Source organism: Jannaschia halovivens, from assembly GCF_046452375.1.
GTDB lineage: Bacteria > Pseudomonadota > Alphaproteobacteria > Rhodobacterales > Rhodobacteraceae > Jannaschia > Jannaschia halovivens.
The window spans coordinates 711,621-735,112 of record NZ_JBKFDJ010000001.1; the positions used below are offsets into that span (position 1 = coordinate 711,621).

The window sequence follows — 23,492 nt, forward strand, 5'->3', positions numbered from 1 at the left end:
GCGCATGGCCCGCATCGAGATCACGGACCTGCGGAAGGAGTTCGGCGACTTCACCGCCGTGCGGGAGTCGTCCTTCACCATCGAGGACGGGGAGTTCTTCATGCTGCTCGGCCCCTCGGGCTGCGGCAAGACGACGACGCTCAGGATGATCGCGGGGCTGGAGCTGCCCACGTCGGGCACCATCGCCATCGACGGCGAGGACGTGTCCCAGCGCCCGGCGACCGAGCGGGACATCGCCTTCGTGTTCCAGATGTTCGCGCTCTACCCGCACATGAACGTCCGCAAGAACATCACCTACCCGCTCGTCTCCCAGGGCTGGGACAAGGCACGCGTGAAGGCGAAGCTTGACGAGGTCGCCACGATCCTTGGCATTCACGACATCCTCGACCGCCCCGTGGGCGGGCTCTCGGGCGGCGACAGGCAGCGCGTGGCGCTGGGACGCGCCATCGTGCGCGAGCCCAAGGCCTTCATGATGGACGAGCCCTTGGGCGCGCTCGACGCCGAGTTCCGCGAGCGCATGGCCGAGGAGCTGCGCGCGCTGCACGACCGGATGGGCGCCACGACCGTCTACGTCACCCACGACCAGCTGGAGGCCATGCAGATGGGCGACAAGATCGTGGTGATGAACAACGCCGTGGTCGAGCAGTTCGGCACCCCGCGCGAGATCTACGACACCCCCGCGACCATGTTCGTGGCGGACTTCATCGGCGACCCGTCGATGAACTTCCTGCCTTTCGATGGTACCGTGGCCAAACGGGCGACATCCGTTGACCTTGCGGGTCGCGCGGTCGCGATCCCGGCCGCACGAGAGGGCGCCGAGGGTCGCCTCGTGCTGGGCGCGCGGCCCGAGCATATTTCGCTGACCGATGACGGCCCGCTTCGGGGGCGCGTCGTGGCCACTGAATATCTCGGCACATCGCAGGTGGTCACTCTTGAGACCGATTTCGGCGAGGTGAAGGTCCGCACCGGCGCCGACCGCCGTGCGGCCGCTGGGGAGACGGCTGCGTTGGCGATCGACGGCAAACGGGTGACGCTGTTTGACGAGAGCTCCGGTCGCGCTCTCCGCTCCGAACTGAACGAGGGGGTGGTCTGATGGCCGAAGTCCGCCTGACCTCTGTCACCAAGCATTATGGCCGCGATATCGGCGTCGAAGGGATCGACCTGACGGTGGAGGATGGCGGCTTCGTCGTCCTGCTGGGGCCGACCGGCGCCGGAAAGACCACGACGCTGCGGTTGATAGCTGGGCTCGAGACGCCCGATGAAGGCTCGATCCACATTGCCGGACGCGACGTCTCGGGCGAGACCCCGGCAAGCCGGGACGTTGCGATGGTGTTCCAGCAGTATTCGCTCTACCCGCATCTCACCGTGCGTGAAAACCTGGCCTTCCCTCTCAAGTCCCCGATCCTCAAGACGCCCCCCGATGTCGTAGAGGCGCGGGTGCGGGAGGTGGCCGAGGTCCTGCGCATCCCCCATAAGCTCGACAACAAGGCGACCGAGCTCTCTGGCGGCGAGATGCAACGCGTATCCATCGGGCGGGCGTTGGTGCGCGACCCGGCGATCTTCCTGATGGACGAGCCGCTCAGCTCGCTCGATGCCAAGCTGCGCTCGGACCTGCGGATCGAGCTGAAGCGCATCCATTCCGACCTGAAGGCGACGCTGCTTTACGTGACGCATGATCAGGTGGAGGCGATGACCATGGCCTCCAAGATCGGCGTGCTGGATCGCGGCCATTTGGTTCAGGTCGGGACCGCGCGCGAGGTCTACGAAGATCCTGCTTCGGCTTACGTCGCCGCCCGGCTGGGCTCCCCCCGGATCAACCTCTTGCCCGCCGACCTCTTCGGCGACGCACCGCCCGACGCACATGTCGTGGGGTTACGCCCCGAGCACATCACGCTGGGCCACGGGCGCGAGGCGCAGGTCACCCGCGTCGAGCATCTGGGCGATCAGACCCGCCTGCACCTCAAGCTTGCCGGGCAGGACTTCGTGACCCTGGCCGATACAAGGATCCCCGACGTGGGCGAAACCGTTCAGATCGCCCCCCGAAACCCGCTCTGGTTCGCCGCCGACGGCGCCCGTCTCTGAGGGAGGACCCCTATGCAGTTCATCAACGACAAGGCCGATCTGGTCACCGAGGCCATCGACGGGCTGATCGCGGGCTCGGGCGGGGCGCTCGCCCGCCTCGACGGCTATCCGCATATCAAGATCGTCATTCGCGCCGACTGGGATCGCTCGAAGGTCGCTCTCGTTTCCGGCGGCGGATCGGGGCATGAGCCCGCCCATGCGGGCTTTGTCGGCCCCGGTATGCTGACGGCGGCTGTCTGCGGCGAGGTCTTCGCCTCGCCCTCGGTCGAAGCGGTACTGGCGGGCATCCTCGCCGTCACCGGCGAGGCGGGCTGCCTTTTAATTGTCAAGAACTACACCGGCGACCGGCTGAACTTTGGCCTCGCCGCGGAACGGGCCCGCGCGCAGGGCAAGCGGGTCGAGATGGTGGTGGTCGATGACGACGTTGCGCTACCCGACCTGCCGCAGGCGCGCGGCGTTGCAGGTACGCTTTTCGTCCACAAGATCACCGGCGTCATGGCCGAACGGGGCGACGACCTTGACACCATCGCCGCCCGCGCGCGCGACCTGATCCCGCGCATCGCCTCCATCGGCAAGTCGCTGTCGACCTGCACCGTCCCCGGCTCCCCGCGGGAGGATCGCATCCCCGCCGGCAAGGCAGAATTGGGCCTCGGGATCCACGGCGAACCGGGGGTGGAACAGATCGACTTTAAGGGCGCAGACGATGCGGTCGCGACTATGGTCTCGCGCCTTCCGGACGGGAAAGCCGACCGCGTGGTCCTCATCAACGACCTCGGCGCGACGACGCCGCTGGAATTGTCGGTTCTGACCCGCGCTGTTCATCGCGCGGGACTGGCCGCCCACGTGATTGGCCCGGCACGGCTGATGACGTCGCTCGATATGCACGGGGTGTCCCTGTCTGTCCTAGATCTGAAGGATGACGAGGCCGACCTGCTGGCCGCGCCCACGCCGCTATCGGCGTGGCCCGGGCTGTCTGCCTTCGCCGATCCGACGATCAAGCCCCTCCCGGACGGACTGACGCCGATCGCACCGATCCGGTCGGACAATCCTCGCACTAAGTCCATTATCAGAACCGTCTGCGACCTTCTGGTCGACGCCGAAGCAGAGCTGAACGCGCTCGACGCGAAGTCCGGCGACGGCGACACCGGCTCGACGCTCGCGACCGCCGCTCGCGCCCTGAAATCGGACCTCGACGCGATGCCGCTGGCCGATTTGACGCAGCTCTTTCCCGCACTCGGGAATGCGCTCAGCCAGACGATGGGCGGCTCGTCGGGGGTGATCCTCGCGATCTACTTCAATGCCGCGGGGGACGCCTGCGCCAATGGCGCCTCGGTTCCCGACGCGTTGCGCGCGGGTCTCGACCGGGTGATGGAGGTGGGCGGCGCGCGTCCCGGAGACCGCACCATGATCGACGCGCTGGCTCCGGCGCTGGACGCCCTGCCGCGCGGACTGGACAAAGCGGCTGAGGCCGCACGCGAAGGCGCGGATGCGACGGCTCGGATCGGGCGCGCAAAGGCCGGGCGCGCCGCTTACGTGCCTGAGGCGAACCTGACCGGCCATGCCGATCCGGGAGCCGAGGCGGTGGCGCGCGTTTTCGAAGGGCTCGCCTGCGCATGACCGGCGGCGCGGGCACCTCCGCGCCGACCACGCTTGACGTGGCCGAGGCGGCGGGCGTCAGTCTCGCCACGGTCGACCGCGTCCTGAACGGCAGGCCCGGTGTGCGCGAGGCAACCGTCGCCCGCGTCCGCGAAGCCATCGACCGTATCGGATATGTCCGCGACACCGCCGCCGCCAACCTCGCCAAGCGGCGCGTCTATGATCTGTCGTTCATCCTGCCCGATACCGACAACGAATTCGTGGCCAGCCTGCGCGCCGAGATCGAAACCCGCCGCGCCCAGCCCGCCATTCACCGCACCCGGTTGACCGTCACGCCGGTCGCCGCCTTCGATCCGCAGGCCGTGGTCGCCGCGCTTGACGCGGCCACGGGCGACGGCGTGGCGGTCTTCGGGCCTGAAACTCCATCGGTTCGCGACGCCGTGCGGCGCGCACGGGTGCGCGGCCTCGCCGTGGTGGCGCTTGTCTCGGACCTGCCGTCGTCCGAGCGGGATCATTTTGTTGGCATCGACAACATCCGGGCGGGCCGCACCGCCGCCCAGCTGATGGCGCGCTTCGTCGCCGGCCCAGGCCGTGTGCTGGTCATCACGGGGTCCCGGCTTGCCCGCGATCACTTGGAGCGACGGCAGGGCTTCGATCAGGTCATGGCCGAGACGCCGGGCATGAGCGTCGGCGCCTCGCTCGAGGGTCGCGATGATCCCGAGCGGGTGAAAAGCCTGCTGGCCGAAGCGCTGACCGACGACGTGGTGGGCATCTATTCCTCGGCTGCAGGCAATGCGGGCCTGATCGCTGCGCTGGAAGGTCGGGACCTGACCGTGATTGCTCACGAACTGACGCCCACGACGCGCGCCGCGCTGATGGACGGCACGTTCGACGCGCTGATCACCCAGGATGCAGGGCACCTCGTCCGATCGGCCATCCGGCTGCTGCGGGCCACCGCCGACGGAGCGCCCTTCGACCCCGCGCAGGAACGTATCCGAATCGATATACACCTGAAAGAAAATGTGCCCGATCCCGGGCCGGAGGGAGGACAGACATGAAAACGATCAAGGGCCCGGCGCTGTTTCTTGCGCAGTTTGCGAGCGACGAGGCGCCATTTGATTCGTGGGACGGGATCACGAAGTGGGCGGCGGACTGCGGCTATATCGGCGTGCAGGTCCCCAGCTGGGACGCGCGCCTCTTCGATCTCGCCAAGGCCGCCGAGTCCAAGACTTATTGCGACGAGTTCAAGGGCCAGGCCGAAGCGAATGGCGTCGCCGTCACCGAATTGTCGACCCACCTTCAGGGACAACTCGTCGCCGTCCATCCCGCCTATGACGACGCCTTCGACGGCTTTGCCGCACCAGAGGTCCGCGGCAATCCGAAAGCCCGTCAGGACTGGGCCGTCGATCAGGTGAAGAAGGCGCTGACAGCGTCGCGAAACCTCGGCATCACCGCCCACGCCACGTTTTCTGGCGCACTCGCCTGGCCTTATGTCTACCCCTGGCCGCAGCGCCCCGCGGGCCTGATCGAGACCGCTTTCGATGAATTGGCCCGACGCTGGCGTCCAATCCTAGACCATGCCGAGGAATGCGGCGTGGACGTCTGCTACGAGATCCACCCGGGCGAGGATCTGCACGACGGGGTCACCTACGAGATGTTCCTCGAACGTGTCGGTAACCACGCCCGTGCCATGATGCTCTACGATCCCTCGCATTACGTGCTCCAGGCCCTCGATTACCTCGACAACATCGACATCTACCGCGACCGGATCGGCATGTTCCACGTCAAGGATGCCGAGTTGAACCCAACCGGTCGGCAGGGTGTCTATGGGGGCTACCAGTCATGGGTCGACCGTGCGGGCCGCTTCCGTTCGCTTGGTGACGGTCAGGTCGATTTCGGGGCAGTCTTCTCCAAGATGGCGGCCAACGATTTCGACGGCTGGGCCGTGGTCGAATGGGAATGCGCGCTTAAACACCCCGAGGATGGCGCGCGCGAAGGCGCGGCCTTCGTCCGTGATCATATCATCTGCGTCACCCCCCACGCCTTCGACAACTTCGCGGATGGAGGCACGGACGAGGCCGCGAACCGCAAGATGCTGGGCCTCGACTGACTGCGGCACGGTAGACAGGCGCTCCTTCGCCGACCGACAAAACTCCGGGCAATGCGCGCCGGACCACGTGACAAAAGGAACCGACACCATGGTCACAGGACGTAACGAACAGCTCGGCCGCCGCATCCGCCTCGGCATGGTGGGCGGCGGGCAGGACGCGTTCATCGGCGGCGTTCACCGTATCGCCGCCCGCGTCGACGACCGGTTCGAACTGGTCGCCGGCGCGCTGTCCTCAACTCCCGAACGTGCCCGTGCCTCGGCAGAGGCGCTCGGCATTGCCCGCTCCTACGATGATTTCCAGACGATGGCGCGGGAAGAGGCTGCGCGGAACGACGGGATCGAAGCGGTCTCGATCGTCACGCCGAACCACGTTCACCGCGCCGCGGCCGAGGCGTTTCTGAAGGCCGGGATCCACGTGATCTGCGACAAACCGCTGACTTCTACACTCGAGGATGCAAAGGCGCTCCATGCTGCCGCGCAAGCGTCAGACGCGCTTTTCGTCCTGACGCACAACTACACCGGCTATCCGATGGTCCGTCAGGCCCGTGAGATGGTCGCAAGCGGCGCCGTGGGGACGATCCGCGTGGTTCAGGTCGAATACCCGCAGGACTGGCTGACAGAGCATCAGGACTTCAAACAGGCCGAATGGCGCACCGATCCCACACGGTCCGGCGCGGGCGGGTCGACGGGCGATATCGGCACCCACGCCTACAATCTCGCATGCTACGTGACCGGCCTGCGCGCGACCGAGCTTGCCGCCGATCTCGACGCGTTCGTCGACGGCCGCCGTGTTGACGACAACGGTCATGTGTTGCTGCGGTTTGGAGGCGGGGCGAAGGGGATGCTTTGGTGCAGCCAGGTCGCGCCCGGAAACGAGAATGCCCTTCGCCTGCGGGTCTATGGCGAGAGGGGCGGGCTGAACTGGGCGCAGGAGGATCCGAACTATCTCTGGCACACACCTCTGGGCGAACCGAAGCGCCTGCTGACCCGCAACGGGGCTGGGGCGACGGAGGCGAACTCGCGCCTGTCCCGCATTCCGCCAGGCCATCCCGAAGGCTATCTAGAAGGTTTCGCGAATATCTACTCCGAAGCCGCCGAAGTGATCCTCGCAGCCCGTGACGGCACAGCATCGCCAGACGCCGTCCATTTCCCCGACATCGAAGACGGCTTAGACGGCGTCCGCTTCGTCGACGCATGCGTTCGATCATCGAACCAGAACGCCGCGTGGGTCGCGATGCGGGACTAGGTGGTGGGAGGCAGGTACATGGCCAATATGCCGCCGGGTAAGAGAGAGCCAACGCTTATTTCGGATCATCTTGTTCTTGAAATGGTACTTTATCTTTGGCGTTCCAACCAAAGAAGGCGGACCTTCTAGTCGAAATGCGACAGTGTCGGCAAGCGGCCCAAAGCGGACAGTCCTCCTAGCGAGATATGCTGCCGCGCAGCATTCGAATTGGCCTCCGTAGACCTCTAAGGTGGACACGGTACAGGAGACCAACGCCAACCGTGCAAGTCATATTTCGCCCAATCCCAATCGATACTATCAGCCCGTCCCACCCCGAAAGCTGATGCGGCTTTGGGCCATCCTCGCGCCTTCGTCATTTCGAAAGTTCCAGACGGAATTGCCCGCATCTTCGTAAGCGAATGGAGCTTCCTCAGACAGCGACTTAAGGCGAGACAGACCATGGGGCGTCAGACACCCATTCGTGATCTTCAAGCGATCGGTTTGGCGGCGGGTGGGTTGGCCCGGCCGGCCGATCGACCACCTTGAATGTTGGATAATCCAACACTAATGTCCGCAGCAAGGTTTCTTATCGGACACATCAGATGACGACAGCAACGAAGACCAAGAAGGCGCCGTTTCCGACGGCAGATGTTGAGTTAGTTCTACGCGACGAGCTCACGCAGGCTGCTGAAGTTGAGGCGGCGATCCAAGGCACCACACTACCAGCCTCGCCCGCAGCAGCCGCTGTCGCGGCGGTGCGGCTCGACTCCCTTGGGGTTGTCGATCTGCTTTGTGCTCTTGAACCTGTGCTGGGGTTCACGCCGAAAGATGCCACGGTTCGCACCGGGGGCTACGGGTCGATCCAAGACGCTCTTGATCACCTGATGCCGCGTCTTGAGGCGCAGTGGAGGAAGCAGGGGGCCAAAGGCTGTGAGTGACAAGGGTGGAATGGAACCGGTTGATCAAGAAGCCCGCAAGGCTCTTGGAGAGCGCCTACGGGAGGCTCGTAAGTATCTCGGGCTGAAACAGGGGGAGGTCGCCGAGTATCTCAAGATCCAGCGCACGGCGCTGTCGGAGATCGAAGCTGGCAATCGACGTGTCGAAGCGTTCGAGTTGCAACGTCTCGCGAAGCTCTATCGCCAGCCTGTGGCGTACTTCGTGGGGGAAGACGAAGCAGCGTCGAGCCTCCCGATCGATGTCGCGCATCTCGCACGTCGCGCGGCCGACTTATCGAGAACGGATCGGGACGAACTGGGCAGGTTCGCCGAGTACCTACGCGCCCGTTCCGGCGTCGAGCAGGACTGATCCAATGGCGACGCCGTATGCGAATGCCGTTCGGAAGGGCGCCTTGGCCGCGGGCAGACTACATCGTCGGTTCGGCCTTCGAGAGCGGCTGGAAGCGTCCGGCGGGTCGGTTAACGTCTTCTCATTGATTAGCCAACTCGACCTGCCACTGATGCTTCGACCGCTCGACGGGCTTCTCGGTGCCTACTTTAATGTGCCGACGAAGGGGATCCTCGTCACGACTCAGCGAAGGCTGAGCATCCAGCGGTTTACGGCGGCTCATGAACTCGGACACTGCGAGCTCGACCATCAAATCAGTCTCGATAATGAGGACAGCATGCTGCGGCGGATGCCGACGAGCTTCCAGCCGGCGATAGACCAGCAAGAAGTCGAGGCGGATGGCTTTGCCACCGCGCTTCTGATGCCGAAGTGGTTGTTGGCCATCCATATGAAGAGGCAAGGATGGACCCAACCCGACCTACGGCGCCCGAGTGTGGTTTATCAGTTCAGCCTCCGATTGGGGGTGAGCTACGAGGCGCTATGTTGGACGATGGTGCGTCTCAAGATGCTGCAGCAGAAGGATGCTCGTGCGCTTCTTCAGGTACCCCGTCGCGACCTCAAGCAGGCGCTTCTCGCTGAATATCGACCCCAGGATTATCGGGGAGATGTCTGGCTCCTGACTGAGCGAGATGCAGGGGGGCTCGTAGATGGCAGCCGGAACGATCTCTTCGTGTTGAAGCTGACCGAGCACAGCAACGGCGGATATCTGTGGAACATCGACGAGCTTCGGGCGAGCGGCTTCGTCATCGTGCAGAACAGCGTCGAGGCAGCGGATCAACGAAGCGTCGGCGATCCTGGTTTGCGGCGCGTGACCGCATTTCCGCCGGACGAGTTTCGCGGCCGGATGATCTTGGAAGAGACGCGCCCTTGGGACGCAAGCCAGCGCCTATCTCGCTTGGAGCTGGAGATGGACATGAGCGGTCCTGAAGAGGAGGGGCTGTCGCGCGCAGAGCGCCGCCGCCGTCTGGAGGCCGCGTAATGACGATCTCGACTGTAGTCGATCTACGGGATCGACTTGGACCGGTGCGCGATCAGGGCGCCCGACCGACCTGCCTCGCCTTCGCAGCGAGCGACGCACATGCCGCTTTGAGGCAGGGTTGGACGCCGCTGTCCTGCGAGTACGTGTTCTATCACGCGCAAAGACGTGCGAACCGTTCGCCTGACGAAGGCGCCTATCTGGATGATATGCTCGCGACGTTGCGCGAAGAGGGCCAACCGGCCGAGACGGGGTGGCCCTACCTTGCGAAGACTCCGATCGATCCCGCCGCATACCGACCTCCGAAAGCAGTCGGCGAACTGTATCGACGCGAAGCGGACCAACCGACGCGCAATGTCGATCTGATCTGCCACTCACTAGATTGCGGGCGCCCGGTCATCGTGCTGTCGGTGTTGACTCGTAGCTTCTTCAGTCCGCCCGCGGACCGGGTGATCGATGTAGTCGCGAATGATGAAGTGTTCCCGGTTCCTCGCCATGCGTTAGTCGCAGTCGGATACGGACGGAGCGCTTGGGGCCGGGCCGTTCTCGTACGGAACAGCTGGGGTCCCACCTGGGGCGACCACGGCCATGCATGGCTGACCGAGAGCTGGCTCGCCACGCACATGTACGACCTCGCATGTCTGACGGAGGAGTGTGATGTCCCTCGTAGTTCAGCAGCCTGATTGCATCAGCACTTGGCGAGAGGCCGTCCGTCTCGTGGATGCCGAACCCGGCCATGAAGCCCATAACGTATTGCTGGCGGTCGCAAACCCATCTGCGGGGGCTGCGCTCGATGATCCAGGGGTCGCGGCTGTAGATGCGTTCCTACGCGTTCACGATAAGTCGGTCAGAACGATCTCGAACACAATCTTTCCGGAATCTCTGTATCGGCGGCATGGGGCACCCGCGTTCTTCGACCGGTTCCATGATCGGGTCCTCCCGACCGTTCGAAAGGGAGAGCGATGGTCGGGCTATTATTTCGACCGGATGACGCACTGGCCCGGTGCACCGGGAGAGAACCCCCTGTGGGATATCGTCGACCGGATGCGCGACCCGAAGGTCGCCGCACGTAACAAGTTCGAGTTGGCGACGTTCGACCCCGCGCGCGATCTTGATCGCAGCCCCTATGGCGGTCAGTGTCTCAGCTTTTTGAGCTTCAAGCTGCTGAAAGGCCCTGACCGGGTCGCCCTGACGGCGCTCTACCGCAATCACTACTACTTGGAGAAATTGCTCGGGAACCTGATTGGCCTCGGTCAGCTGATGTCGTTCGTGGCGACGGAGACCGGTATGGAACTCGGACCGCTAACGGTCCTATCGTCTCATGCGGTCATTGACCTGCCGAAGTCTAGCGGTGGCGGCTCGACAACGCGGGCGGACCTGAAGCAGCTTCTGAACACGATAGACGGCCTCACCTGAAGGTCTAGCCCCATCACAAGCTATCGAACGAAAGCTGGGGTGCGGCTGACGCCCCCGCCGGGGGCAGCCCGTAGATCGATTGGATCCCAGCAGAAAACTCGCTTTGTCCGCCGTAGCTTGGATGCCGGACAGGAGAAACGGGGACGTCAAGATCACCGAGAGCCGCGGCGGCATCACGGCCGATCGTGACTAACCGTGCGGGCGCCAGCATATCTAGAAGTGCGACGATGAAGCAGCGGGTCGCCTCCCGTTCCAGGCGGCTGTGACAGCGGTTCGACATCGGGTCATCCCGGCCATGGGGATGAAGGGGGAAGACGTTCCAAAGCATGACCGGTCGACCGATCTGGCGGAGCAGGTTCCATGTGACGGTAGCGGTGCGCTCAGCAACGACCGGACCACGCGTCGCTCGCACAAGAGTCGCGTTCCCGAAGAGATGGCCCGCGTCGGCGAGATGAGCTTCATCGGTCAATGGGATTCCCGTACGACGACCGCCACGGTAGCCAAGGTCTCGCGCGACCCAAATCGTGTCTGCCCGCTTCGCCACGGCAGCTTCGAGACACCGTTGAAGGTTGTCTCGACGGATGCGCGCGGCATCCGGGGCGTCGTGCAGCGGACATATATCCCTGTAGGGATTAAACGTGTCGGGCAGATCGAGATGTGTGAGGGCGTCGACGAAAGTCCCGGGCGTTCTCATGGTAAGGGTTCGATGCTCAGGCGACGGTTTTCGGTGTCGAGATAGACCCTGCCACGTCGGTGTTCACGAAGATAGCGGAACGCGGCGTAGCCCTGCAGGATCGCTTCCTCCCATAGCCATGTCGGACACGCCTCGGCCTCATACCCGCTGACGAACTGACGGACCTGCTTAAGCAGGTCGAAGGGAAGCCCACCAGACTCGACGCCATCGAAGAAGTTCATCTCGACGGCCTGGCCAAAAATCCAAGTCGCGATTCCTTCCTCGATCAGCGCAGCTCGCGCTCCGTCCTCTGCCTCGTCCACTTTCGGCATGCTTTTGCGCTTTAGCTTGAAGAGCCTGCGCGTGACGGGCGACCAGCCAAGAACGGCCACATAGGCGTAATGGAAGACGTCGTGGTAGCGATAATCATCAGCTTTCATGGCGTTGTCGGTGAGACGATCGCCGATGTTGATGCCGTTACAGGTCTGGAAGACGTAGAGCTTTCCGCCGACGTCGCGTTCGAAGACGTCGATCGTCAGCGAACGGGGCAGGCACTCCTCGGGCGGCGCAGCAGCATCGAATAGAGGCGGATACGTTTTCTCGACCGGCCACCGATCCCGTGTCTTGGAGAGGTTGGCGACCGCGGCGGCTTCGAGGGTTACTCCCGCTTCGGTCGCAGCGCGGATCAAAACCCCAAGAATGATAACCAGCCGTGGCCGCAGCCGCAGCCGGTCTCGAGCGAGATCGCCAATATGCTGGTCGTCCATGAGAAGTCCGACGGCCGCTGCAAGTTCGATCAACGTCGCTTCGAATGCTGCCGTTGGGTTCTGACTAGTCGGAAGGACGGGAGGCTGAAGAGCTTCGAAGGTCAGAGGTTCCGTAGGCGCGTCGACCCAGCCGTCCTCTTCGGACGTCGCCAAGTTGGCGACGATCTCCGCGAGGGGTACACCGGCCTTCGTCGCGACGAGGTTGAAGTACCATAGGACATCCCCGAGCTCTTCGTTGACGGCCGCGGCGTAGGCTCGATACGCGATCGGGTCTCGCTGCTTCTTCTTGACCTCGGAGAGAAGGCTTCCGACTTCGCCGAAAAGGCCTAGCAATGGGAAGCTGAGCGCATCGACACCAGGCCGAACATCGGTGGCGAGTGCATTGCGCGAATAGTCTTGCACCGACAACGGTACGAAATCATCTGGCAAGATGTCTCTCCCTCAACTGCTCCGCGACCCCTCTACCACACCTCTAAGCATTGTAGCATGGGTCAAAGTCTTTTTGTTGTACGATCCCGTAGCGATGAGCGCCTGACACCAGTCTAATCTACAATAAAAGGGTCACATCTCGATAAGGAGGCCTTTGCCCTCGGCCGGGGGAAGGTCCCAGCGATAATCCCATGAATGGTTAATGATATTACCAATGGAAGCATTGTGATAGTCGCAGAGCCAATTATATTTCCGCCTAACAGCGCCGGACGGCATAGAAAGGCCGCGCTCGATAAGAGCTTTATGCTGAGATAGAAAGCCGACCATCTCTACATCTCCACTGTATCTATTGTCCGAGACGACTTTAAGATAGTCGACATAGTAGAGGCCAAGTCCATCACGCGATAAGAGGACCTCAAGCATGAAATTGTCGTGCTCAAATGATTCGACGAGGTGAGGATCTGCCGATTTCCTATTTCTCGCAATAACATCTGCATGAATAGCAACGCGCGGGTATACTACTTCCCTAGATTCCATTTCAAACGCCTCAACTAGCGCTGGCCCGAAGATTGGGCCTTCATGACCGCGGGGTATATGAACAGAACCAAAGGCGGTAGCACCTCGAACGAGGAGGCCGCGTTGTAGGCACTCGATCTGTATCTCGACAAGACTAAGAACTTCATCGTAGATTCTAGAGCCGGTATAACTGTCGTGCTCTTGGTCGGGCACAATTCGCACGATTGCGTCAGAAATAGTCTCGATGCGTGTCGCGCTTTTGTGTTCTGTATCCGTACCTTGCCGTTGGCCATTTTTGACGCCGGAGACGCGACGAAATAACTGCAAGTGCTCTGCGATTTGTGACGCAGGCTGTGTTGCCAAGAGTTCGCGGAAGCCAAGAATATCGATAAACGTGACGAGGCAGTCTTGGTATTCAGTTGCGATCTCGCCCATAGTTAGTCTCGATTTCCGGGGGTAAGCGTACGGTTGCGCGGTGAGGATGTGCTTCTATTGGTTCTAGGGGTGCGGGGATGAATTGCAGCGATACAGACTAAGTACACAGAATATTTTTTCCATTCCTTCATGCGACATAATTAGGCGCCCTCCCGGATCGGCCTGTCTAGATCGGACGCCGGTCGTGAAGCCGTAGTGCCAGCGCCAGTAAGTCGGTCCAGTCGCCGTTTCCTTTAGCTTCGATGATGCGGGGCGTGAGGGCAAGCGTAGCTGCGTATGCAGCCACCATCGTGCAAGTGGCGGGCGGCGGATCGCATGGCCTGGTGTGGCATGCGTTGGCGACCGCATACAGGCTGGCGCCAGGAGGCATTGCCTGCTTCGTACAACTTGCTGTCAAGCCAAACCTAGACTGATTGGCCTAAGGTAGTCATTGATACGGGACTCAGATCTCTCGTTCAAGCCTTGTTCCTGCAGTTCGCACCCGCAGCGAACGACCGCTTTCCGCCCTTGGCGTCTACAGGATCTTCTACGGCATTTCTGCGTCTCGAAACCTTGCCCGCACCGGCCGGTCGCCTAGGAACGGCATCTGCCTCGGCGTGGTAGAGTATGTGGTATGAGGAGTCTATTCGAAAGTGTTTCTTATCTTGTTACAGTATGTTATCAGTATTTTTACGCGGACTTCCGCTCCGCCACCACCCGCTGTTCCTGATGTCTCTCGTCGCGCCCTCGGCGGTCAGATCTTCATCGTTCCTGATGTTTGGCTGGCACGCGGACGGGCGCGGGCTTTGTCGTGGCGTCGATCCAGCCGGGGCGCGGCGCCGGGTCGCATCGGGCTGCTGGGCGGCCTTTACAAGGTATTCGAGGCCCGGCACGGAATCTTGCGCGACCCTTGCCGAGACGGCCGATCCTCACGGCCTCCCGCGTGCAGGACATTCGCCAGCACAGGTGCCGTTGAATCTGGTAAACGCCCATGGGCAGATCGGAACGGAGGAGGTCGCGCCTGGCACCCCGCCTGCGCCACGCGGCAAGTCGAAGCGGTCGAGACACCGAGGACGGGCTGATCCGGGCTGACGCCCGCCAACCGCACTCGAATCGAGTGGCTGCTATGGCCCGCCGCCCGGACGGCAGGACGGCATATCCCGCCTGTCGAGCGAAGAACCGCCGTCACGAAATCTGGGGCGTCCAACCCGTCAGCGCGTGAGCGGGCCAGGTCGGACTTCGTTAGATTCCAGAGGGCTAGGTCGTGGCGCGCACGGCTCGGATCCGCCCGCGCGGGCCAGCGTTCGATCCGTCGCAGGCGCCGTCACCGTCGATGGCACTGGGCCGTCCGGGGTCGACATTGCCTGACTTCGGGGCCGGCGATAGGCTCGAACGATCGAAATGACCGCGTTGTCTGCTGCCCTGTCGCTTCGTGTCCGCGCCACCCCTCCGGGACCGCGCGTGCCAGGGCAACCCGGTCCCCGAAGTAGTGTCACGATTATCGCCATGGGGTCCAAATCAACGCAGGTTCAGGTGGCGCCCGAACGAAGCCGGCCCGGCAGCGACGGCTGACCGTGCTTGAATGGCTCCTCCGCTGCGTCCTCGTCACGTTCCTCCTCGTGACCGGCACAGCCGTCCTCGGCCAGGATGCCGCCGAAGCCCCAACCGATTTCTCTGACTTCGATCATAGTGCGACCGGGTTCGACCTGACTGGGGCGCATCGCGGCGCGACCTGCGAAAGCTGCCATATCGACGGCAATCTCGTCGACACGCCGCAAACCTGCGTCGGCTGTCACGACAACCAGATGGTGGCCGGAAAGCCCGCCGCGCACCCGCCCGCCTCCGATAGCTGCGCCCAATGCCACACGGCGGAGAACTGGCGGCCCTTCGCCTTCGATCACAGCCTCGCGGATCGGGACTGCGTGGCGTGCCACAACGGCGCGAACGCCAGCGGCAAGTCTGCCGATCACCTCGAGACCGCCGATACCTGCGACAGTTGTCACATCACGACCACCTGGACGGATGTGCGTTTCGACCACGCCGCCGTCTCGGGCGCCTGCGCCAGTTGCCACGATGGCGGCGCCGCCATCGGCAAGCCCGGCAACCATATCCCCAGCAGCAATACCTGCGACGACTGCCACGTCACGATCACATGGACCGACGTGCGTTTCGACCATGCGGCCGTCTCGGGGGCCTGTGTCACCTGCCACAACGGCAACACGGCCACGGGCAAGCCCGGCAATCATGTCCCGAGCAGCAATAGCTGCGACGATTGCCACGTCACGACCACCTGGACGGATGTGCGCTTCGACCACGCGGCGGTCACCGGGGCCTGTGTCGCGTGCCACAATGGCGGTACGGCCACCGGCAAACCCGGCAACCATATCCCGAGCAGCAACTCCTGCGACGACTGCCACATCACGACGAACTGGACCGACGTCCGCTTCGACCACGCGGCGGTCACCGGGGCCTGTGTCGCGTGCCACAACGGCGGCACGGCCACCGGCAAGCCCGGCAACCACATCCCGAGCAGCAACTCCTGCGACGACTGTCACATCACGACGAACTGGACGGACGTGCGCTTCGACCATGCGTCGGTCACCGGCGCCTGCGTCAGTTGCCACAACGGCAGCACGGCGACGGGCAAGCCGGGCAATCATATCCCCAGCAGCAACTCATGCGACGATTGCCATGTCACGACCACCTGGACCGATGTGCGCTTCGACCATGCCTCGGTCACCGGCGCCTGCGTTACCTGTCACAACGGCAGCACCGCGACGGGCAAGCCGGGCAACCACATCCCCAGCAGCAATACCTGCGACGATTGCCATGTCCCCAGCACGTGGACGGACGTGCGCTTCGACCATGCCGCCGTCACCGGGGCCTGCGTGACCTGTCACAATGGTAGCACCGCCACCGGCAAACCCGGCAACCATATCCCGAGCAGCAACACCTGCGACGATTGTCACCGACCCACGTCCTGGACCTCGGTTTCGGTCGATCACAGCTCGGTCGTCGGGGCGTGCGTCACCTGTCACAACGGCGGCTTCGCCGAGGGCAAGCCCAGCGATCATCCCCGGTCCTCGAACGCGTGCGACGACTGCCACAACACGTCGGACTGGGATGATTGACGTCACCCGAAACAGGCCCGGCGGACGGATGCGCCGCGCCGGCGCGCTGGCCGTCCTCTGTGCCACGTTGGTCGGGGCACCGGCGGCGAAGGCGCAGTCCCTGCTGGTCGACGCGGAGGCAGGCTTCGACGCTGCCCGCGTGTGCCCAACCCTCGTGGTGCGCTTCGCCGCGCCGCTCGACCTGCTGGTGCAGTCGGGCGGCCAGGGCGCATCGCGGATAGACCTGATCCTGCGCCCCGACGGCGACGACACCACCGAGATCCTCGAATTCGATGCGCCGGTCACCGTCCCCGCGCCGGTGTCGTCCGCGGTGGCCGCCACGGGGATTGCCCTGGAGCAATCGGGGGCCGATCTCGTCCTCAACATCACCTTCGCGCGACCGGTCGTGACCGACGCGACGATGGCCCCCGATGGGCGGAGGGTGACGGTCGCGGTCGCCGAGGCCGGGGGCGCTAATGCTTGCCTCACCTCGCTGACGGGCGGCGGGGACGCGCGGCCGGTCGACCCGTCGACGCCCGCGAGCGACGACGGCGACGACGGCGACGACGGCGACCTGTCCGGGATCGAGGCCGACTTCGTCGAGGCTCGCGCGGCCATCACCGCGCAGAACTACAACCGCGCGATCCAGTTGCTGACCCGCATCCTGTCAGCGCCGGAGAACGCGCGGAGCGCCGAGGCGCAGGAGCTGTTGGGTGTCGTCCGGGAACGCAACGAGCAGTTCGCGCAGGCCCAGGCGGAATACGAGATCTACCTGGAGCGCTATCCAGACGGCGACGGCGCGACCCGCGTCGGCCAGCGCCTGACCGCACTGCTGACCGCGCGAGGCGCGCCGCCCGCGCCGCTGCGCACCGCCACTGACGGCACATTGGCGCGCCCCGACGACGACGAACCCGCAGGCGAAGACATCTCCCTTGCCCTCGATCAAGCGGCGGCGCGGCCGCGCCCGGCCACACCAGCCCGCGACACCCGCCGCCCCGTCGGCGATCCAGATGACGCAGAAGAGGAGGAGAGCCTGCCGAAGCTCGAATATTCGGGCAGCTTCACCAGCCGGTATTTCTTCCGGCAGGAAACGGCGCGCATCTCGGATTTCGATACGGCCCGCCGGTCGGTGGACGATTTCGTGCTTCAGAACTCGCTGGTGAACGGCGTGAACTTCCGCGGCGTCTACGAGACCGCCGACTACATCCTGTCATGGCGGGCGGACGGCGCGCTCGAGTTCGCGTTCGACGACGAGGAAGAGAATGTCCGCGTCTCGCGCCTCTACGTGGACTACGATCCGAAACGCTCCGATCTCTCCTATCGGTTCGGGCGCCATCTCGTCCGGTCGGGCGGGGTGTTCGACAGGTTCGACGGCCTGACCGCAAGCTGGCGCAGGGACGAGGCGTTCAGCGCCCATGTCCAGATCGGCTCGCCGGTGGACAGCGTTCGCGATCCCCTCTTCGAGTTCGACCGCCTGACCTACGGCATCAGCCTGGAGTTCGAGGAGGTCTTCTCGCACACCGACCTCAGCATCTACGCCTTCGAGCAGCGGGCGGGATCGGAGGTGGACCGCCGCAATATCGGGTTCGAACTGGAATACGAGGACGACGTCTTCTTCGCCAGCGCCGCCGTGGACTACGACATTTCTCTCGACAAACTGAACTACGCGCGGGTCTCCGCGACGCGCCGGTTCGAGGACCGGTCCACGCTGACCTTCAGTCTCGATTACGTCCAGTCGCCGACGCTCGCGCTGACCAATGCCGAACAGGGCCAGGCGGGCCAGACGCTGGACCAGTTGCTCGAGACCTTCACCCTGGCCGAGGTCCGGCAATTCGCGCTCGACCGCACCACCGCGTCGCGATCGGCCACGCTGTCCTATTTCCGGCCTTGGAACGACACCTGGCTCTTCAACGCGGATGCCACGGTCTTTCGGACCGAGGGAAATCCCGCCTCGGGCGGCGTGCCCGCGATCGCCGCGCCGGGCACGGATGTCTATGCCTCCATCGGTGTCTTCGGATCGGGCGTCTTATCGGAATCCGACGTGCTGAGCGCGTCCCTGCGCTACGCGGACACCTCGTCTGCGACGCTCGGGCTGATCGATGCCTCCTACCGCTTCAGGCCAACCGAGCGGCTGCGCGTCCGGCCGCGCCTGCGTCTGGGCCACCGCGACCTGAAGGCGAGCGGCGGCACGGAGATCTTCGCGGTGCCGACGGTGACGATCGATTACGAGGTCCGGGACAGCACCCAACTGGAGCTGGAGGTTGGAGGGCGCCTGTCGCGGACGCGCACGCCCACCACGCTCGACAACCGCACCGAGACCTATGCCTTCCTGGGGATCCGGCAGGAGTTCTGAGGCCCGCGCCTAGTCCAGAAGCGCCACGACCACCGGATTGCCGGCCGCAAGGGCCAGATCGCGGGCCCGGTGCCGATCCTGGTTGCGCAGGCCCTTGTCGGCACCCGCGTCGATCAGCATGCCGACGACCTCGCGCGCATCGGCCTGCGCGGCCAGCATCAGCGCCGAATTGCGCTTGGCGTTCCGAAGGTCGACCTCGGCCCCGGCATCGAGCAAGCTCTGGACGGCATCGGCATTTCCCTGGCGGGCCGCGATCATCATGGCGGTGTTGCCGCTGGCGGTGGCGGCGTTCACATCCGCCCCGGCCTTGAGCAGCATGCGCGCTGTTGCCGTCTGCTCGAAGCGGAGCGCCGCGTGGAGTGCCGTCTCGCCCGTTTGATCCGCTTGGTCGATCGCCACGCCGGTTTCGAGCAGGAACGATGCCGCGGGCCTATTGCCCGCTGCCGCCGCATGCCACAACGCCCCGCGCCCGTCCGCGTCGATCAGGTCGAGCGGCAGCCCACGTTGCAGGAGCATGTCGAGGATCTCGGGCCCGCCGCTCTGCGCCGCGGTCATCAGGAGATCCATCCGCAGCTCGGGATCCTCGGCCGGGAAGTCGTGCTTCAGGAGGAGCAGGGCCACCCGCGTCTGACCGGCGCCTAGGGCATGGCCCAACGGGCGCGTGCCGTCGGCATCGGCCAGATAGCTCCGCGCGCCGTGTTGCAGCAGGTGCCAGACCACCGTGTAGTGACCCGCCTGCGCCGCGAGGGCCAAAGCGGTCCGGCCCTCCGCGTCCCGAAGGTCGAGATCGGCCCCGGCTTCGACCAGGGCGACGGTCGCCGTGATCTGACCCGTCTCGGCCGCATGCATCAGCGCGGTGCGCCCCTGGTTGTCGGCGCCGTCGATCTCCGCACCCTCGTCCAGCAGGGCTTCGGTCACCTCGTCTTCGCCGCGCCGCGCCGCCTCGATCAGCAGGGTCCAGCCCAAGTTGCTGGCGATCTCGGAGACCTCGCGCTCCGTCTCCTCGACCGCCTCCGCCGACGAATGTTCCGCCTCCTTCTCGGCGACCAGCGCGCGGTCCAGCGTCGTCAGCAACCGCGCGGCCAGCGCGTGCCCCTCGGCGGCCGCGGTGGCGATCCATGTCCGGCCCGCCGTGACGTCCGGTTCGGTGCCGCGTCCATCCAGCAAGAGGTTGCCGAGGCTGTATTGCGCGTCGAGATGCCCGGCCTCGGCGGCCTGCTTGGTCAGGTCGAAGGCCAGCCGTTCGTCCTGCCGCACGCCGCGCCCATCGCGGTAGAGCGTGGCGAGGATGAAAGACGCCTCGGCATTCCCCTCCGCCGACAGGTCCGTCAGGGTCGCGGCCGCTTCGGTGTAGTTGCGTTGCCGGACCGCCGTCTCGGCCGCCTGCATCCGCAGCGCGTCGCTGGGACGCTGCTGCACGTTGGCGGCGGCAGGCGCGGCCAGCAGGACGAGCGCGAGGAAAAGTGTGGTTCTATGCAGTGCCATGTTTTGTCTCGACCGTGATTCCGATGGATTTGAGAAACGCGGTCGGCAGGATGCCCCCCGCACAGACGATGACGGCATCGTTGGACAGGCGCGTCATGTCGCCCGCCTGCTCGATCTCGACATGCGCCGCGTCGATCTTCTTGACGTTTGAGCCGAGGATGACCTTCAGGCTGCCATCCGCCTCGGCGGCTTCCAGCTTCTTGCGGTTCTTCGGCTTCACGCGCGAGAACGCGGCGCTCCGATAGGACAGGGTCACGTCGCTCTGCGGCAACTCGGCGATGCTGGTCGCGGCCTCGATGGCGCTGTCGCCGCCGCCGACCACCAGCACCGACTGGCCCTGGTACTGTTCCGGGTCGGTCAGGCGATAGACGACCTTGCTCTGCTCCTCGCCCTCGACGCCGAGCTTCCGGGGCGTCCCCCGCCGACCGATCGTCAGCAGGACGGCGCGGCCGCGATGGGTGCCCGCGGTCGTGGTGACCTCGAACCCGTCGCCATCGGGTTCGATGGCCGTGACGCGTTCCTCGAAATTGATCTGAAGGCCCGTGTCGGCGACGACCGTCTCCCAGAATTCCATCAGGGCTTCCTTGGTCGTCTCGCGGAAATTCGCCTTGCCGTAGATCGGCAGCGTAACCGGAGCCGTCATCACCAGCTTGCCGCGCGGGAAATGCGAGACGGTGCCGCCCAGCGTCTCCTGCTCGACGACGACGTAGCTCAGGCCCTTCTCCATGGCGCCCAGACCGGCCGCGAACCCGGCGGGGCCGGCACCCACAATGACGACGTCGACTGCACCCGGCGCGGCAGGAGCCTTGTGCTTCGCGATTTCGCCAAGCGCCTGCCGCCCCTGTTCGATCGCGTTGCGGATCAGGCCCATGCCGCCGAGTTCACCGGCGATGTAGATGCCGGGCACGTTGGTCTGGAAATCCGGCCCGACATGGGGAATGTCCATACCCCGCTCCGCCGTTCCGAACACCAGACTGATGGCGTCCATCGGGCAGGCCTGCGCACAGGCGCCGTGACCGATGCAATTGGCCGGCTCGACCAGTTCGGCCTTCCCGTTCACGAGGCCCAGGATGCGCCCCTCGGGACAGGCCCGCACGCAGGCGCCGCAGCCGATGCAGGTGGTCGGATCAATCACCGGATGCAGCGAGGCGGGCTGCGTCAGACCGGCGGCCTGCGCCTCCTCTTTCTGGGTCTGCGCCGTCCGTTCGCCGCGTTGCCGCAGGACCACGAAGACGACCCATACCAGCGCAAGCGGCACGGCATAGACGAGGAGTGTCGATACAGGCAGGTCGTCGGTCCTCTGCTCATTCCACCCCCAGCTCCAGCTCTCGGGCCTTGTCGTCGATCCGGGACCGGATCTCCGACGATGCCCCGAAATGCTGCACCGCGCCGAGGTAGGCCTCCCTCGCGGCCTCGGGGTCCCCCAGGACCATCCGCGACTGCATCAGCCTCATCCATCCATCCGGGTCATCCGGATCGCTATCCAGTCGAGCCTCCAGCTGATCGACCATGCCCTGGATCATCGCCTGACGATCCTCGGGCGCCATTCTCTCCGCCGCTTCGACCTCTTCCCGCGACGGGGCGGGCAGGACCGAACGGGGCGGTAAAAGCGTTTCGGTATCGGGCAGCCTGGCGGCCACATCGATGCCGTTTCGGCTAGCCAGTTCCCGAATTCGCTGCAACACGCCCGGCGCCCAGTCGGCATCGGGCCGCGCATCGTTCAGAAGCGCGATCCAGATCTCGAGCGCCCCATCGACGTCACTGGCCTGTTCGGCGGCCATTCCGGCAAAGAATCGCGCACGGGCGTCCGAAGGGTTCAGCGCCAGCGCCGACGCGAAGGCCGCCTCGGCCGCCTCGGTGACCCGACCGCTCGCGGCACGCGCCAGCGTCTCGCCATAGAGCGACCAGAGTTCCGGGTCGTCATCGACCAGCGCGACGGCCCGCCCATAGGCCGCGGAGGCCTCGGAATAACGGCCCACGTTGAAGTAGGACCAACCCAGCATCCGCCATCCATCGGCATCCTCGGGCGTCGTCTCCAGCCGGGCAGCGAGGTTGGCGATGGCCGTGTCGACGGTCCCTACGGGGGGTTGATTCGCCGGTGTGGCGACGTCGCGCGCCACCGGTTCAAGCCCCCCGGAGACCGGCAGATTGCCGCCACCGGACACGAGATGCGGCGCCGCGGGCAAATCGGGTCGGCCGATTACCGCGTAGAGCGCCGTAGCGCCGATCACCACCCATCCGCTGAGGATCGCGACCGCCGACAGGCGCACCTTGTCCGACGACAGGCGCAAGGACGCCTTGGGCTCGCGGGCCAGCGCCACGATTCGCCGCTCGATCTCGAGCCGGGCCGCCAGCCCTTCGCGCGGATCCAGCACGCCGCGTGCGACATCAGCCTCGATCTCGTCGATCTGGCTGCGGGCCAGCGCGATGGACTGGTCCGTCCCGGCGGACGGGTCCGTCCCCCGGCGCAGGAACGGCATCGCGATGACGACGGCCGCCACGCCGATCATGGCCACGAGAACGATCCAGAGCGTCATGGCGCCCCCTCCCCGTCATAGACGCGGCGGAGCACCGCCCGCTCCTCGTCGGACAAGTCATCCGGCTCCGGCACGGGCGCCACGCGGCGTCTCCAGAGGACCGAGAACCCGGCGAATGCCGCGAAGAGCATCGCCAGCGGGGCCAGCCAGAGCGCAATTGTGTAGGGCTCGAATTGCGGGCGGAGCAGGATGAACGCGCCGTAGCGGGCGACGAGGTAGTCGGTCACCTCCCGGTCGCTGTCACCGGCCACCAGCCGCTCGCGGATCAGGACGCGCAGGTCGCGGGCGAGCTCGGCGTTGGAATCGTCGATCGACTGGTTGCGGCAGACCGGACAGCGCATTTCCAGCCCGATCGCCCGCGCCCGCGCCTCGAGCGCCGGATCGGCGAGGATCTCGTCGGGTTGCACCGCATGGGCCGGCGCAGGCGCAAGCATGAGCGCCGCGGCTAGCAGCACCGCC

20 protein-coding genes are annotated in these 23,492 nt (G+C 65.0%); 13 read left to right on the forward strand and 7 right to left on the reverse strand.

Going from position 1 to position 23,492, the window contains the following annotated elements; translation table 11 throughout:
- Positions 1-4: 4 nt before the first annotated feature.
- The 11 genes from ACK8OR_RS03595 (at position 5) to ACK8OR_RS03645 (ending at position 10,749) form a co-directional block, all read left to right on the forward strand.
- Positions 5-1,093: an ABC transporter ATP-binding protein gene (locus ACK8OR_RS03595; protein ID WP_410188082.1), complete on the forward strand. Its 1,089-nt coding sequence runs from the start codon at positions 5-7 to the stop codon at positions 1,091-1,093.
- The gene (locus ACK8OR_RS03600) at positions 1,093-2,082 is read left to right on the forward strand and encodes an ABC transporter ATP-binding protein (RefSeq protein WP_410188083.1); all 990 of its coding nucleotides are present in this window, start codon (positions 1,093-1,095) and stop codon (positions 2,080-2,082) included. Before ACK8OR_RS03595 ends, ACK8OR_RS03600 begins: the two co-directional genes overlap by 1 nt.
- Positions 2,083-2,094: 12 nt before the next feature.
- The gene (locus ACK8OR_RS03605) at positions 2,095-3,699 is read left to right on the forward strand and encodes a dihydroxyacetone kinase subunit DhaK (RefSeq protein ID WP_410188084.1); all 1,605 of its coding nucleotides are present in this window, start codon (positions 2,095-2,097) and stop codon (positions 3,697-3,699) included.
- Entirely contained in the window at positions 3,696-4,736 is a 1,041-nt protein-coding gene (locus tag ACK8OR_RS03610) for a LacI family DNA-binding transcriptional regulator (RefSeq protein WP_410188085.1), read from the forward strand. The genes ACK8OR_RS03605 and ACK8OR_RS03610 overlap by 4 nt, the downstream gene beginning before the upstream one ends.
- Positions 4,733-5,788 (forward strand): sugar phosphate isomerase/epimerase family protein, encoded by a 1,056-nt coding sequence (locus ACK8OR_RS03615; protein WP_410188086.1) that lies wholly within the window; start codon positions 4,733-4,735, stop codon positions 5,786-5,788. Before ACK8OR_RS03610 ends, ACK8OR_RS03615 begins: the two co-directional genes overlap by 4 nt.
- A gap of 88 nt (positions 5,789-5,876) precedes the next feature.
- Entirely contained in the window at positions 5,877-7,034 is a 1,158-nt protein-coding gene (locus ACK8OR_RS03620) for a Gfo/Idh/MocA family protein (RefSeq protein ID WP_410189859.1), read from the forward strand.
- Between the two features lie 581 nt (positions 7,035-7,615).
- On the forward strand, positions 7,616-7,951 hold the full coding sequence (locus tag ACK8OR_RS03625) for a hypothetical protein (RefSeq protein ID WP_410188087.1): 336 nt from the start codon (positions 7,616-7,618) through the stop codon (positions 7,949-7,951).
- 10 nt (positions 7,952-7,961) lie between these two features.
- Positions 7,962-8,318: a helix-turn-helix domain-containing protein gene (locus ACK8OR_RS03630; protein ID WP_410188088.1), complete on the forward strand. Its 357-nt coding sequence runs from the start codon at positions 7,962-7,964 to the stop codon at positions 8,316-8,318.
- A 4-nt stretch (positions 8,319-8,322) separates the two neighbouring features.
- On the forward strand, positions 8,323-9,336 hold the full coding sequence (locus ACK8OR_RS03635; RefSeq protein ID WP_410188089.1) for an ImmA/IrrE family metallo-endopeptidase: 1,014 nt from the start codon (positions 8,323-8,325) through the stop codon (positions 9,334-9,336).
- On the forward strand, positions 9,336-10,016 hold the full coding sequence (locus tag ACK8OR_RS03640; RefSeq protein ID WP_410188090.1) for a C1 family peptidase: 681 nt from the start codon (positions 9,336-9,338) through the stop codon (positions 10,014-10,016). Before ACK8OR_RS03635 ends, ACK8OR_RS03640 begins: the two co-directional genes overlap by 1 nt.
- On the forward strand, positions 9,991-10,749 hold the full coding sequence (locus tag ACK8OR_RS03645; protein ID WP_410188091.1) for a thymidylate synthase family protein: 759 nt from the start codon (positions 9,991-9,993) through the stop codon (positions 10,747-10,749). The genes ACK8OR_RS03640 and ACK8OR_RS03645 overlap by 26 nt, the downstream gene beginning before the upstream one ends.
- Positions 10,750-10,762: 13 nt before the next feature.
- On the opposite strand, the gene ACK8OR_RS03650 is transcribed toward ACK8OR_RS03645, so the two are convergent.
- The 3 genes from ACK8OR_RS03650 to ACK8OR_RS03660 form a co-directional block, all read right to left on the reverse strand.
- Positions 10,763-11,443: a uracil-DNA glycosylase gene (locus tag ACK8OR_RS03650; RefSeq protein ID WP_410188092.1), complete on the reverse strand. Its 681-nt coding sequence runs from the start codon at positions 11,441-11,443 to the stop codon at positions 10,763-10,765.
- Positions 11,440-12,618 carry a nucleoside triphosphate pyrophosphohydrolase family protein gene (locus ACK8OR_RS03655; RefSeq protein ID WP_410188093.1) on the reverse strand — a complete coding sequence of 393 codons (1,179 nt, stop codon included), beginning with the start codon at positions 12,616-12,618 and terminating at the stop codon, positions 11,440-11,442. Before ACK8OR_RS03655 ends, ACK8OR_RS03650 begins: the two co-directional genes overlap by 4 nt.
- Positions 12,619-12,750: 132 nt before the next feature.
- Positions 12,751-13,569: a hypothetical protein gene (locus tag ACK8OR_RS03660; protein WP_410188094.1), complete on the reverse strand. Its 819-nt coding sequence runs from the start codon at positions 13,567-13,569 to the stop codon at positions 12,751-12,753.
- 1,553 nt (positions 13,570-15,122) lie between these two features.
- Here ACK8OR_RS03660 and ACK8OR_RS03665 point away from each other — a divergent pair.
- Both ACK8OR_RS03665 and ACK8OR_RS03670 read left to right on the forward strand, forming a co-directional pair.
- Positions 15,123-16,679 carry a hypothetical protein gene (locus tag ACK8OR_RS03665; RefSeq protein ID WP_410188095.1) on the forward strand — a complete coding sequence of 519 codons (1,557 nt, stop codon included), beginning with the start codon at positions 15,123-15,125 and terminating at the stop codon, positions 16,677-16,679.
- Between the two features lie 28 nt (positions 16,680-16,707).
- Positions 16,708-19,011 (forward strand): tetratricopeptide repeat protein, encoded by a 2,304-nt coding sequence (locus tag ACK8OR_RS03670; RefSeq protein WP_410188096.1) that lies wholly within the window; start codon positions 16,708-16,710, stop codon positions 19,009-19,011.
- Positions 19,012-19,020: 9 nt separating this feature from the next.
- On the opposite strand, the gene ACK8OR_RS03675 is transcribed toward ACK8OR_RS03670, so the two are convergent.
- The 4 genes from ACK8OR_RS03675 to ACK8OR_RS03690 are packed head-to-tail and all read right to left on the reverse strand — an operon-like array spanning position 19,021 to position 23,467.
- Positions 19,021-20,496, reverse strand: coding sequence for an ankyrin repeat domain-containing protein (locus tag ACK8OR_RS03675; protein WP_410188097.1), 1,476 nt, complete (start codon positions 20,494-20,496; stop codon positions 19,021-19,023).
- Positions 20,483-21,754 (reverse strand): NAD(P)-binding domain-containing protein, encoded by a 1,272-nt coding sequence (locus tag ACK8OR_RS03680; protein ID WP_410188098.1) that lies wholly within the window; start codon positions 21,752-21,754, stop codon positions 20,483-20,485. The genes ACK8OR_RS03675 and ACK8OR_RS03680 overlap by 14 nt, the downstream gene beginning before the upstream one ends.
- A 46-nt stretch (positions 21,755-21,800) precedes the next feature.
- Positions 21,801-23,033 carry a c-type cytochrome biogenesis protein CcmI gene (gene ccmI, locus ACK8OR_RS03685; protein ID WP_410188099.1) on the reverse strand — a complete coding sequence of 411 codons (1,233 nt, stop codon included), beginning with the start codon at positions 23,031-23,033 and terminating at the stop codon, positions 21,801-21,803.
- Entirely contained in the window at positions 23,030-23,467 is a 438-nt protein-coding gene (locus ACK8OR_RS03690; RefSeq protein ID WP_410189860.1) for a cytochrome c-type biogenesis protein, read from the reverse strand. The genes ccmI and ACK8OR_RS03690 overlap by 4 nt, the downstream gene beginning before the upstream one ends.
- Positions 23,468-23,492: the final 25 nt, after the last annotated feature.